The organism is Isoptericola haloaureus, assembly GCF_036689775.1.
Classification (GTDB): Bacteria; Actinomycetota; Actinomycetes; order Actinomycetales; family Cellulomonadaceae; genus Isoptericola; species Isoptericola haloaureus.
Map to the genome: position 1 here is coordinate 97,110 of NZ_JBAGLP010000099.1, position 12,209 is coordinate 109,318.

Annotated in this window: 10 protein-coding genes; 3 read left to right on the top strand and 7 right to left on the bottom strand. The window is 73.4% G+C overall.

The genetic code is table 11. The features are described 5' to 3' along the window. Window positions 1–25: 25 nt before the first annotated feature. Window positions 26–1,675 (bottom strand): depupylase/deamidase Dop, encoded by a 1,650-nt coding sequence (gene dop / locus V5O49_RS01525; protein ID WP_332900763.1) that lies wholly within the window; start codon window positions 1,673–1,675, stop codon window positions 26–28. 70 nt (window positions 1,676–1,745) lie between these two features. Here dop and V5O49_RS01530 point away from each other — a divergent pair, with 70 nt between their 5' ends. After that, a complete protein-coding gene (locus tag V5O49_RS01530; RefSeq protein ID WP_332900682.1) occupies window positions 1,746–3,305 on the top strand; it encodes a PP2C family protein-serine/threonine phosphatase in 1,560 nt (519 codons plus the stop codon). A 28-nt stretch (window positions 3,306–3,333) separates the two neighbouring features. Here V5O49_RS01530 and arc read toward each other — a convergent pair whose 3' ends face one another. From arc to V5O49_RS01545, 3 genes are all read right to left on the bottom strand, one after another. Next, window positions 3,334–4,989 (bottom strand): proteasome ATPase, encoded by a 1,656-nt coding sequence (arc, locus tag V5O49_RS01535; RefSeq protein ID WP_332900683.1) that lies wholly within the window; start codon window positions 4,987–4,989, stop codon window positions 3,334–3,336. A gap of 171 nt (window positions 4,990–5,160) precedes the next feature. Then, window positions 5,161–6,162 carry a tRNA (adenine-N1)-methyltransferase gene (locus tag V5O49_RS01540; RefSeq protein ID WP_332900684.1) on the bottom strand — a complete coding sequence of 334 codons (1,002 nt, stop codon included), beginning with the start codon at window positions 6,160–6,162 and terminating at the stop codon, window positions 5,161–5,163. An 11-nt stretch (window positions 6,163–6,173) separates the two neighbouring features. Continuing rightward, complete coding sequence (locus V5O49_RS01545; RefSeq protein ID WP_332900685.1) at window positions 6,174–7,304, bottom strand: site-2 protease family protein; 1,131 nt, start codon at window positions 7,302–7,304, stop codon at window positions 6,174–6,176. 82 nt (window positions 7,305–7,386) lie between these two features. Between V5O49_RS01545 and V5O49_RS01550 the strand changes: the two genes are divergently transcribed. Beyond that, window positions 7,387–8,298, top strand: coding sequence for a RecB family exonuclease (locus V5O49_RS01550; RefSeq protein ID WP_332900686.1), 912 nt, complete (start codon window positions 7,387–7,389; stop codon window positions 8,296–8,298). On the opposite strand, the gene V5O49_RS01555 is transcribed toward V5O49_RS01550, so the two are convergent. Continuing rightward, complete coding sequence (locus V5O49_RS01555) at window positions 8,295–8,999, bottom strand: HAD family hydrolase (RefSeq protein ID WP_332900687.1); 705 nt, start codon at window positions 8,997–8,999, stop codon at window positions 8,295–8,297. The two genes, V5O49_RS01550 and V5O49_RS01555, sit on opposite strands and share 4 nt — an antisense overlap. Before the next feature lie 79 nt (window positions 9,000–9,078). On the opposite strand from V5O49_RS01555, the gene V5O49_RS01560 reads away from it, so the two are divergent. Next, window positions 9,079–9,969, top strand: a complete 891-nt coding sequence (locus tag V5O49_RS01560; protein WP_278237281.1) for a PAC2 family protein — start codon at window positions 9,079–9,081, stop codon at window positions 9,967–9,969. A gap of 2 nt (window positions 9,970–9,971) precedes the next feature. Here V5O49_RS01560 and mshC read toward each other — a convergent pair whose 3' ends face one another. Further along, a complete protein-coding gene (mshC, locus tag V5O49_RS01565; RefSeq protein WP_332900688.1) occupies window positions 9,972–11,261 on the bottom strand; it encodes a cysteine--1-D-myo-inosityl 2-amino-2-deoxy-alpha-D-glucopyranoside ligase in 1,290 nt (429 codons plus the stop codon). Window positions 11,262–11,280: 19 nt separating this feature from the next. Beyond that, window positions 11,281–12,156 carry an undecaprenyl-diphosphatase UppP gene (gene uppP / locus V5O49_RS01570; RefSeq protein WP_332900689.1) on the bottom strand — a complete coding sequence of 292 codons (876 nt, stop codon included), beginning with the start codon at window positions 12,154–12,156 and terminating at the stop codon, window positions 11,281–11,283. Window positions 12,157–12,209 lie beyond the last annotated feature (53 nt).

Below are 12,209 nucleotides of genomic sequence, written 5' to 3' on the forward strand. Positions count from 1 at the left end.
GTCCTGGCCGTGGTGCGCGCAGGACTCACGCATCTCCTCGCAACCCCGTCAGCAGGGCCGTCGCGTCCGGGCTCGCGTCCAGCAGCCGGCCGATGTGCTGCGCGGTGCCGCGCAGCGGGTCCGGCATCGGCACCCGCTGCAGGGACGCGGCGCCTGCGACGTCGAAGATCACCGAGTCCCAGCTCGCCGCCGAGACCTCGTCGGCGTAGCGCTCCATCACCTCGCCGCGGAACCACGCCCGCGTGTCGGTCGGCGGGTGGTGCACTGCGCGGGCGACGTCCTCCTCGGTGGTGATCCGGTCGACCGCGTCGGAGGACAGCAGCCGGTGGTAGATCCCGCGCTCCGGTCGCACGTCCGACCACTGCAGGTCCAGGGCACCCAGGCGCGGGTGGTCCCAGTCCAGCCCGTCGCGCGTGCGCAGCCGCTCCAGCAGGCGCAGCTTGGCCACCCACTCGACCTCCCGCGCGCAGGTCATCGGATCGGTGCTCAGCCGGTCCAGCACGTCGCGCCACCGCGCCACGACCGCGTCGGACTCCTCGTCCGAGCCCAGGGCCGCGAGCGCCCGCTCGACGAGGTCGACGACCCGCCGCTGGACCTCCAGGGCGGTGGCCGTCGTGCCGTCGGCCAGGTCCAGCCCGGCGCCGAGGGTCAGGTCCCGCGAGACCTGACGGACGGCGGGGACCGGGTCGGCCAGCCGCAGCCGCGACAGCTCGGCCCGGGCAGGGACCCCGGCATCGGCGAGGTCGTCGAGGTGCTCGAGCACCCACAGCACCAGCGACGTCGTGCCGAGCTTGAGGTAGGTGGCGACCTCGAGGTGGTTGGCGTCGCCGAGGATGAGGTGCAGCCGGCGCCAGCGCGTGCGGTCGGCGTGCGGCTCGTCGCGGGTGTTGACGATCGGGCGGCGCAGCGTGGTCTCCAGGCCGATCTCGGCCTCGATGTAGTCCGCGCGCTGGGAGAGCTGGAACCCCGGCTCGTCGCCCGTCTGCCCGAGGCCGACACGACCCGAGCCGGTGAACACCTGCCGGGTCACCAGGAACGCGGTGACGAGCTCGGCCAGGGTGGCGAACGGCAGGTCGCGGTCGACCAGGTAGTTCTCGTGGGTGCCGTAGCTGGCGCCCTTGCCGTCCACGTTGTTCTTGTACAGGACGATCTCGGTGCCGGGCACCTGGGCGAGCTGGCGGCTCGCCGCCAGCATGACCCGCTCGCCGGCCACGTCCCACACCACGGCGTCACGGGGGTTGGTGACCTCCGGCGAGGAGTACTCGGGATGGGCGTGGTCCACGTACAGCCGGGCCCCGTTGGTGAGGATGCAGTTCGCGGCGCTCGGGTCGTCGTAGTCCTCGGTCTCGGGACGCTCGAGCGACTCGGGCGTCGCGGGGACCTCGGCGGCGCCGGTGGGTGCGCCACCGGCCTGGGCGCCGGCGGGGCCGGACGGCGCGGGCTGGGACGGGTCGTCCGTCAGCAGGGACGGGTGGGCGGAGGCACGGTCGAGGTGGAACCCGCGCGCGTCCGCCAACGGGTCCTCGTCGTCGTAGTCCCACCGCGCCGGCGGGTGGCCGGGGCGCCCGTCCTGGACGAGCGCCCGGTAGGTGGTCACGACCTGGGAGCTCATCAGCATCGGGTTCGCCATGGGGCGTCCCGGGGACAGCACCCCGTACTCGGTCTCGATACCCATCACGCGTCGCACGGTCACGCGTCCACCCTATGCGGCTCGCCGTCCACCCCGCGCCGCTAGGATCGTCCGCATGGCGGACTGGTTCTCGACCACGGTGCGTGGCCAGGACTGCGCCGAGGCGGCGCTCCGGGTCGACTGGGGGTCCACGCCGCTGGGGGACCCTGCCGGCTGGCCCCGCGCACTGCGCAGTGCCGTCGAGCTGTGCTTCAGCACCCGGTTCGCCGTCCTGGTGACGTGGGGGCCCGAGCTCACCATGATCTACAACGACGGCTATCGCGACATGCTCGGCAGCGACCTGCACCCGCGCGCGATGGGCGCCGCGGCCCCCGAGCTCTGGGGGCAGATCTGGGACGACGTCGGCCCTCTCTTCGACGACGTGATGCGCTCCGGCCTGCCCACGTGGGACGTCGACCTGCCCCTGCTGATGGACCGGTCCGGCTTCGTCGAGGAGACGCGGTTCACCTTCTCCTACAGTCCGCTGCGCGACGACGACGGCGTCGTGCGGGGCGTCATGGACATCGCCACGGAGACCACCGACCAGGTGGTCGACCGGCGTCGGCTGTCCACGCTGAGCCGCCTCTCGACGGCGCTGCACGGCCATCGCAGCGATCCGGCGACGGTGGCTCGCGTGGCCACGGAGGTGCTCCTCGAGGCCGAGGACGTCACCGAGGTCGACGTCTCGCTCGACGTCCCGGTCGACGGCGCCGGACCGGCGCAGCCGTCGCCGATGGCGCAGCCGGTGTGGCACGGCCCCCTGCTCGTCGCCCCGCTGGCCCCGCACCCGGACCGTGCCGCGCTCGGGAGCATCACCCTGCGGGGCACCGACCGCCGTCCCCTCGACGAGACGCAGCGCGCCTTCCTCCTGCTCCTGGCCACCACGGTCTCGAACGCCGTCGCGGAGGCGGACGAGCACCGCCGGAGGGTGACGCACCTGCGCAGCGTCAGCGACACGCTGCAGCGCGCCATGGTGCCGGACACTCCCTCCTCGCCCCGCTGGCAGGTGCGCTACCGCCCCGCCGACGACAACCTGAGCGTGGGCGGGGACTGGTTCGACGTGATCGAGCTGTCCGGCGGGAGATTCGGCCTCGTGGTGGGCGACTGCGTCGGGCACGGCATCGGTGCGGCCGCGTCCATGGGACGTCTCAGCAGCGCCGGACGCGCCGTGCTGCTCGCCGGGTCCGGCCCGGCGCAGACCCTGTCGATGCTCGACGACTTCGCCCGCACCGTGCCCGGAGCGGAGAACGCGACGGTCTTCTGCGGGATCGTCGATCCGCAGGCCATGACCCTGACCTACTCCAGCGCCGGGCACCCGCCCGGTCTCCTGCTGGCCGCCGACGGCTCCACGGCATGGCTCGCCGAGGCCCGCAGCGTCCCCCTGACGCTCCCGCACCGCGGGCGGACCGAGCACGAGACGACGCTGTCCCCCGGCGACCTCGTCCTGCTCTACACCGACGGGCTCGTCGAGCGTCGCGACACGCGGCTGCGCACCGGCCTGGAACGGCTCGCGACCGTCGCGGGCGCGGCGCGCGCCGAGACGTCGCTGGACGCCCTGCCCGAGCGGCTCATGGACGACATGCTGGCCGACGGCGCCCGCGACGACGTCGCGCTCGTGGTGTACCGCGCCGGGTGAGGGCCGCGGCCACACCGCACGTCCCCGGCTACAGGTACTGACCCGTGGAGTTCACGGTGTCGATCGTGCGCGGCGTGCTGTGCTCGCCCTTCTTCTTCGAGATCGTGCGGATGAACACGATGCGCTCACCCTTCTTCCCGCTGATGCGTGCCCAGTCGTCGGGGTTGGTCGTGTTCGGCAGGTCCTCGTTCTCCTGGAACTCGTCGACGCAGGCGGACAGCAGGTGCTCCACCCGGATCCCCCGATGGCCGGAGGCCAGAAGGTCCTTGATCGCCGACTTCTTCGCACGGTCGACGACGTTCTCGATCATCGCCCCGGAGTTGAAGTCCTTGAAGTACAGGGTCTCCTTGTCGCCGCTGGCGTAGGTGACCTCGAGGAACTGGTTGTCCTCGTCCTCGGCGTACATACGCTCCACGACCGACCGGATCATCGCCTCGACGGCCGCCTGCCGGTTGCCGCCGTGCTCGGCGAGGTCGTCGGCGTTGATGGGCAGGTCGGACGTGAGGTACTTGCCGAAGATCTCCGTGGCGCCCTCGGCGTCCGGACGCTCGATCTTGATCTTCACGTCGAGCCGGCCGGGACGCAGGATCGCCGGGTCGATCATGTCCTCGCGGTTGGAGGCACCGATGACGATCACGTTGTCCAGCCGCTCGACGCCGTCGATCTCGGCGAGCAGCTGCGGCACGATCGTGGTCTCCACGTCCGAGGACAGGCCGGTCCCGCGGGTGCGGAACAGCGACTCCATCTCGTCGAAGAACACCACGACAGGCATGCCCTGGCCGGCCTTCTCCCGGGCCCGGGCGAAGATGAGCCGGATGTGACGCTCGGTCTCGCCGACGTACTTGTTCAGCAGCTCGGGGCCCTTGACGTTGAGGAAGAAGCTCTTCGCGTTCGGGTCGCCGCCGCGCTTCTCGGCGACCATCCGGGCCAGCGAGGAGGCGACCGCCTTGGCGATGAGCGTCTTGCCACACCCGGGCGGGCCGTAGAGCAGCACGCCCTTGGGCGGGCGCAGCCCGTGCTCGCGGAACAGGTCCGGGTGGGAGAACGGCAGCTCGACGGCGTCGCGGATCGCCTCGATCTGCGTGCCCAGACCGCCGATGTCCTCGTAGGCGATGTCGGGCACCTCCTCCAGGACGAGCTCCTCGACCTCGGACTTGGGCACGACCTCGAAGACGAACCCGCTGCGCACGTCGACGGTCAGCGCGTCACCCACCCGCAGCCGGTCGGCCGCGACCGAGCCGGCGAGCCGGACGACGCGTTCCTCGTCGGCGCGCCCGACCACGAGCACGCGGTCCTCGTCGAGGACCTCCTTGACCGTGACCAGCTCACCCGTGCGCTCGTAGCCACCGGCGCCTACGACGGTCATGGCCTCGTTGAGCTTGACCTCCTGCCCCGGGGCGAGGTCGGACAGCTGGAGCTGGGGGCTGGCCTGGACGTGCATCTTGCGGCCCTGGGAGACCACGTCCACCGACCCGTCGCCGTGGTCGGACAGGAAGGTGGCGTACGTCCCGGGCGGCTTGGCCAGGTCGTCGATCTGCTTCTTCAGCTCGACGATCTGCTCCCGGGCGGCCCGCAACGCCTCGGCGAGCCGCTCGTTCTTCGCCGCGAGCAGCGCCAGCTGGGCGTCGCGTCCGGACGGCGTGGGCGCGTCCGAGTGGTCCGGGCGAACAGGGTGGTCAGTCATCACGTCCCCTCTCGTGCGGCCCGGGCGGCCTCCCCCCGTCCGAGGGGATTTCTCCCGAGAGACAGCACCCTACGGGTCAACGCCGACATCCTGTGGCTCATTTCACGCTGCGGCGCCCACGTTCACACGATGACGACCGAACTGTGACTCCGCCGCAATCTGGCCGGAACATCAGGCCTCCTGCTCGGGCTCCTGACCGACCTGACGGCGCACGCGACGGATCTTCTTGTCCGAGACCGCCTTCTCACCGAGCTCCTCCTCGCTCCAGCGACCCGCGCCCCACTGCTCCTCGTCGCCCGGGCGCGAACCCTTGGCCGGGCGCCGCTTGCGCACCGGCGGGGTCACGCCGTCGGCCAGCCGGCGGGCGGACAGCAGGAAGCCGGTGTGCCCGACCATGCGGTGCTGCGGACGGACCGCCAGGCCCTCGAGGTGCCAGCCGCGCACCATCGACTCCCAGGCCGTGGGCTCGGCGAAACGGCCGTCGGCGCGCAGGGCCTCGGCCGTGCGGGACAGCTGGGTCGCCGTCGCGACGTAGCAGACGAGCACCCCGCCGGGGGTGAGCACCTGCGCGACGGCGTCGACGTTCTCCCACGGGGCGAGCATGTCCAGCACGACGCGGTCCACCGAGCCGGGCTCGACGACGTCGGCGGCCCGGTCGGCCAGGTCGCCGATGTGCAGGTGCCAGGCCGGGTGGGGCCCACCGAAGAACGTCTCGACGTTGCCGCGCGCGATCGCGGCGAAGTCCTCGCGGCGCTCGATCGAGTGCAGCTCGCCCGCGTCGCCGACGGCGCGCAGGAGGGACATGGTCAGCGCGCCGGAGCCGACACCGGCCTCCAGGACGCGGGCCCCGGGGAAGATGTCGGCCATCTGGACGATCTGGCCCGCGTCCTTGGGGTAGACGACGGCGGCACCGCGCGGCATGGACAGCACGAAGTCGCTCAGCAGCGGCCGCAGGGCGAGGTACTCGATCCCGGCGGTGTTGGTGACCACCCACCCCTCGGGGCGACCGATGAGGTCCTCGTGGCGGAAGTAGCCCTTGTGCGTGTGGAAGGTGGCGTTCTCGGCGAGCGTGATCGTGTGCATCCGACCCTTGGGGTCGGTGAGCTGGACCTTGTCGCCGACGCGGAGCGGACCGCGGCGGATGTCGGCACCGGTGGCGGAGGAGGAAGTCACGCCGATCGAGTCTACCGGCGGCCCGCCGGACGCACGGCCGCCGCGACCCGGGCGACGTCCAGCACCCCGGTGACCCGGCCGCCGTCGGCGACCGGCAGCACGCGCGCACCGCCGGCGACCCGGGCCAGGTGGTCGAGCAGCTCGGGCCCGGACTCGTCGGCGTCCACGGTCGACCCCGCGGGGAAGGGCACGAGGGCCGACTCCGCCGGCGTCGCAGCGGCCTGTTCCGCCGGCACGGCGGCCGCTGCCTGCGGGTCGACCCAGCCGGCGGGCTCGCCACGGTGGTCGAGGACGACGACGGCGACCTCGCCGTACCCGCGCGCCGCCCGGCCGGCGTCGGCCACCGTCGCCCCGGCCGGGACGACGACGGCGGAGGTCACCAGCGACCGCACGTCGAGGCGGTCGAGCTGCTCGCGCCGGCGCCCCACCCGCATGGCCTCGCTCGCCCCGGACCACAGGAACGCGCCGATGAGCGCGGCCCACATGACCGTGAAGAGGTCGGGGCTGCGTCCGGTCGCCAGGGGCCAGGCCAGCGCCCAGAGCACGACGGCCGCACCGACCGCCCGGCCGACCCAGCCGGCCGCCAGCGTGCCGCGCGTGCGCGAGCCCGTCGCGGCCCAGACGCCCGCCTCGAGGACCTGGCCGCCGTCGAGCGGGAGCCCCGGCAGCAGGTTGAAGGCACCGACGAACGCGTTCGAGAACGCGCCGGCGTAGAGGAGCAGCGCGGGCACCGACGCCGAGGTCTGGGCGGAGAACAGCAGCCAGAAGCCGGCGGCGAGCGCCAGGTTCGTCAGCGGTCCGACGACGGCGATCAGCGCGCTGTCGCGCGGGTGCCGGACCGTTCCGGAGTAGGCGGTGTGCCCGCCCCACAGCGTCAGGGCGAGCTCGTCGACGCGGTGTCCGCGGGCGCGCGCCACCAGCGCGTGCGCCACCTCGTGGCAGAACACCGACGCGAACAGCAGCAGCACGAACGCGAAGGAGACGACCAGCACCCCCACCAGCTCCATGCGGGGGGCGAAGGCACGCACCGTCGGGGCGAACAGCGCGGTCAGGACGACGGCGGCGAGGAACCACGACGGGGTCACCAGGACGGGGGCGCCGGCGACACGGCCGATGCGCCACCCGGAGGAGCGTTGAGTCACCGCTCCAGGCTATCCGGCCCGGCCACCGGGACCCGCGCGTGGGGCGACGTCCGTGTGGGCGGCCCGCCGTAGGGTGGCCCGCATGACGACGACGGCCGACCCCGCCACCGGACCACCGGACCGCACCGCGTCGAGCCCCGACGCGCCGGGGGCCCGACCGTCGCGTCCCCCGGCCCTGTCGCCGTCGCGCGCCAACGACTTCATGCAGTGCCCGCTGCTGTTCCGCTTCCGGGCGGTCGACCGCCTGCCCGAGCCGCCGTCGTCCGCCGCCGCGCGCGGCACGCTCGTGCACGCCGTCCTCGAACGGCTCTACGACGCCCCGCTGGGCGAACGCACGCCCGAGGCGGCGCGCGGCCTGCTGCCCGGCGAGTGGGAGCGTCTGGTGGAGGTCGAGCCCCGGTACGCCGAGCTGTTCTCCGCCGGCGGGGACGCCGAGGGGCAGCCCCTGGAGACCTGGCTGGACGGCGCGGGCAAGCTGCTGGGCACGTACTTCACGCTCGAGGACCCGAACCGCCTGCAGCCCGAGGCCCGCGAGCTGGCCGTCGAGAGCCAGCTCGAGGACGGGCCGCTGCTGCGCGGCATCGTGGACCGGCTCGACGTGGCGCCCGACGGCGCGGTCCGGGTCGTCGACTACAAGTCCGGACGCTCGCCCCGGCCCGGGTTCGAGGCCTCGGCGCTGTTCCAGATGCGCTTCTACGGGCTCGTCGTCTGGCGCGAGCGCGGCGTGCTGCCGAAGATGCTCCAGCTCGTCTACCTCGGCGACGGGCAGGTCCTGCGGGCCGAGCCCCGCGAGCGGGAGCTGGAGGTCACCGAGGCGAAGGTGCGCGGACTGTGGGACGCCATCACCACGGCGGCCCGCCGGGGCGAGTTCGTCCCGAAGCAGAGCAAGCTGTGCGGATGGTGCGCCCACCAGGCGCTCTGTCCCGCGTTCGGCGGCACTCCCCCGCCGATCCCCGCCGACGCGCTGCGCCGACGTCTGGGCGTGGAGGGCTAGCGCGTCGGGGCCGCGGCCGGCGTGAGGTCGAGCACCTCGCCGGCGACGAGGCGCCGCACCGTGGTCAGGTCGACGTCGGCCAGGCTCGCCGCCCGGCTCAGGCCGGGACGCGACGGGACGGGCACGACGGCCTCCACCCCGAGGGTGCGGGCACCGGCGGCCAGCGCGGAGGCGATCCCGGTGGGCGAGTCCTCGATGGCCACGCAGTCCTCGACGGGCACGCCCAGCCGCTCGGCCGCCACCAGGTACGGCTCCGGGTGGGGCTTGCCGTGGGTGACCTGGTCGCCGGTCACCAGAGTGCTGAACGCCCCGGGCACGTGCGCGGTCACGGCCTCGGCCAGCACCGTGTAGCTCATCGTCACCAGGGCGCAGGGCACCCCGGCGTCCCCGAGCGCGGCGAGCAGCTCCCGGGCACCCGGCCGCCACGGCACCGAGTCGGCCACCTGCTCGCGGACCCGGTGCAGGAGGTGGTCGACGATGGCGTCGACGCTCAGGCCGACACCGGCGTCGCGCAGGATGCCCGCGGAGACGGTCAGGGGGTTGCCGACCAGCTCGAGCGCCTGCTCGTGCGACCAGCTGCCGCCGTGGGCGGCCACCAGCTCGTGCTCGGCACGGATCCAGTAGGGCTCGGTGTCGACGAGGGTGCCGTCCATGTCCCACAGGACGGCGGCGGGCAGCGCGGCGGGTTCGTCAGGACGCATCGCCACATCGTACGAGGGCCGCACCCGGCGGCCGGTGTCGGCGAGGACGGTTCCCGCCGGGCCTGTATAGGCTGACCAGATGACCACCGAGCAGCCGGTCGGCCGTCACGCCGCACGTCAGACCGTCATGATCGCGGCCTTCGAGGGGTGGAACGACGCGGGCAGCGCCGCGACGGACGCCCTCGAGCACCTCGCCGACGTGTGGGGAGCGTCACTGCACCGCGAGCTCGATCCGGAGGGGTATCACGACTTCCAGGTCAACCGACCGATGATCGGCTCCGGTCCGGAGGGCCGACGCATCATCGCCTGGCCCACCACGACCGTCTCGGTCGCGGAGCTGCCGGACCGCCGCGTCGTGCTCGTGCACGGCATCGAGCCGTCCTTCCGCTGGAAGTCGTTCTGCCGCGAGCTGCTGGACATCGCCGCCGAGCTGGACGTGCGCACCGTCGTGACCCTCGGCGCGCTGCTGGCCGACGTGCCGCACACCCGCCCGATCCCGCTGACCGCGACGACGGAGAGCCCCGGCCTGCAGGCCGTCCTGGACGTCGAGCCGAGCACGTACGAGGGACCGACCGGCATCGTCGGCGTGCTGCAGCACGAGGCCGCCGCACGCGAGTTCCAGGCCGTGTCGCTGTGGGCGGCGGTGCCGCACTACGTGGCCAACCCGCCCTCGCCCAAGGCGACCCTCGCCATCCTGACCCGGGTCGAGGACCTGGTGGGCACGTCCGTCGACATGGGGGACCTGCCCGAGGACGCCGAGGCGTGGCAGCAGGGAGTCGACGAGCTGGCCGGCGAGGACGCGGAGATCTCCGAGTACGTGGCCCAGCTCGAGGAGGCCAAGGACACCGCGGACCTGCCGGAGGCGTCCGGCGAGGCGATCGCGCAGGAGTTCGAGCGCTACCTGCGCCGCCGGGACCTCGGTCCGGGCCGCGGGGGCCACGGCACCCCCGGCGGCCCGGACAAGGGCTAGGGCTACAGCCGCACGCCGAGCAGGGCGTTGACGGCGCGGGCCACGACGCCGGGGGCACCCTCGGTGTCCGCGGCGGTGTCCCGTCCGGGCTCCAGGGCGCGGTCGGCCCAGGCGTCCACGGCCGCGAGCGCGCGCGGGGCGTCGAGGTCGTCGGCGAGCGCGGCGCGCAGCTCGGCCAGCGTGTCCTGCCAGGCCGGTCCCCCGTTGCCCGAGACGGCCTCCCGCCACCGCTCCAGGCGCGCCTGGGCGGTGGTGAGCAGGTCGTGGGTCCACTCCCACTCGGTGCGGTAGTGCTGCGAGAGGATGCCGAGGCGCACCGCCATCGGGTCGACGCCGTCGCGGCGCAGCGCGGAGACGAGCACGAGGTTGCCCCGCGACTTGCTCATCTTGTGGCCCTCGTAGGCGATGAGTCCGGCGTGGGCGTGCGCGCCGGGCGCGGACCCGGCACCGTCGAGCATCCGCCCGTGCGAGACGGACATCTCGTGGTGCGGGAAGACGAGGTCCGAGCCGCCGCCCTGGACGTCGAAGGGCAGACCGATCCCGTCCCGGGCGATGACCGTGCACTCCACGTGCCAGCCGGGCCGGCCGGTGCCCAGCACGCCGCCGTCCCAGGTGGGCTCGCCGGGGCGTTCGCGGCGCCACAGCAGCGGGTCCAGCGGGTTCTTCTTGCCCTCGCGGTCGGGGTCTCCCCCGCGCTCGGCGAACAGCTCGGCCATGGTGGCCTCGTCGTAGCCGGAGACGGCACCGAAGTCCGGGTCGGCCGTCAGGTCGGCGTAGACGTCGCCCAGACAGGGGTCGTCGCCGCCGGCACCGGGCTCCATCGGGACCCGGTAGGCGGTGCCGTCCTCGAGCATCCGGGCGACCGCCTCGGCGATGGGTCCGACGTACTCGGCCACACCGGTCCACGGGTCAGGCGGGACGACGCCGAGCGCCGTCATGTCCTCGCGGAACAGCGCCACCTGGTCCGCGGCGAGGTCGCGCCAGTCGACGCCGGTGGCGGCGGCGCGCTCGAGCAGCGGGTCGTCGACGTCGGTGACGTTCGAGGCGTACGTGACCTGCTTGCCGGCGTCGATCCAGGCACGGTGCAGCAGGTCGAAGGCGATGTAGGTCGCGGCGTGCCCGAGGTGGGTCGCGTCGTAGGGCGTGATCCCGCAGACGTAGCTGCGCGCCGTCGGACCCGGAGCCGCCTCGACGAGACGTCCGGTGGTCGTGTCGTGGATCCGCACCACGGGACGGTGACCGTCGGTGGGAGCAGGCAGCTCGGGGATCTGGGGGGTGGGCCAGGGTCGCACGGCCCCCAGAGTACCGGCGTCAGGCCGTGGTCCCGGCCGGATCGGCCTCCAGCACCCCCGTGAGAAGCAGCACGACGACGAGCGCCGCCAGGCCGTACCGGTAGTACACGAAGGGCTTGTAGGAGTAGGTGGAGACGATCTTCAGGAAGCCGATGAGCACGACGTAGCCGAGCGCGAACGCCACGACGGTCGCGATCAGCGTGGGCCACCATCCCGCGGACCCGGGCGCCGGGTCTCCCCCGGCGGCCTTGGCGAGCTGGTAGAAGCCCGAGCCCAGCACGGCCGGGATCGCCAGGAGGAACGAGTAGTCGGCCGCGGCGCGCCGGGTGAAGCCCATCGCGAGACCGGCCGTGATCGTGCCGCCGGACCGGGACACGCCGGGGATGAGCGCCATCGCCTGCGCGAGCCCGTACCCGATCGCGCGCTTCGGGGTCAGGTCCTCCACGGACCGGGTGCGCCGCCCGTACCGGTCGGCCAGGTCGAGCAGCACGCCGAAGATCACCAGCGTGGCGACGGTGATCCACAGGTTGCGCAGCGTCGTCTCGATCGCCTCGTCGAAGAGCACGCCCAGCACGACGATCGGCACCGAGCCCAGCGTGATGTACCAGGCCATGCGGGCGTCGGCGTCGTGGGCGCCGAACCGGTCGCGCCACGTGGTGCCGTGGTCGCCGCGCAACGAGGTCCACCACCCCACGCAGATGTCCCGGATCTTGCGGCGGTAGTAGAGCAGGACGGCGACCTCCGTGCCGATCTGGGTCACCGCGGTGAACAGCGCGCCGGGGTCGGCACCGCCGATCAGCTCGCCGACGATCCTCAGCTGTGCGCTGGAGGAGACCGGCAGGAACTCGGTGAAACCCTGGACCAGACCGAGGATGATCGCTTCCCACGCACTCACGAGCGGTCACACTACCCGTCCGGGAGGCCGTGCCCGGGCAGCGTCGGGGTCGG

Excerpts from the sequence above, each read along its gene's own strand:
- V5O49_RS01530 (WP_332900682.1), top strand. The coding sequence starts at position 1,746 with ATGGCGGACTGGTTCTCGACCACGGTGCGTGGCCAGGACTGCGCCGAG.
- V5O49_RS01550 (WP_332900686.1), top strand. The coding sequence starts at position 7,387 with ATGACGACGACGGCCGACCCCGCCACCGGACCACCGGACCGCACCGCG.
- V5O49_RS01555 (WP_332900687.1), bottom strand. The coding sequence starts at position 8,999 with ATGCGTCCTGACGAACCCGCCGCGCTGCCCGCCGCCGTCCTGTGGGAC.
- arc (WP_332900683.1), bottom strand. The coding sequence starts at position 4,989 with ATGACTGACCACCCTGTTCGCCCGGACCACTCGGACGCGCCCACGCCG.
- dop (WP_332900763.1), bottom strand. The coding sequence starts at position 1,675 with ATGGGTATCGAGACCGAGTACGGGGTGCTGTCCCCGGGACGCCCCATG.
- V5O49_RS01560 (WP_278237281.1), top strand. The coding sequence starts at position 9,079 with ATGACCACCGAGCAGCCGGTCGGCCGTCACGCCGCACGTCAGACCGTC.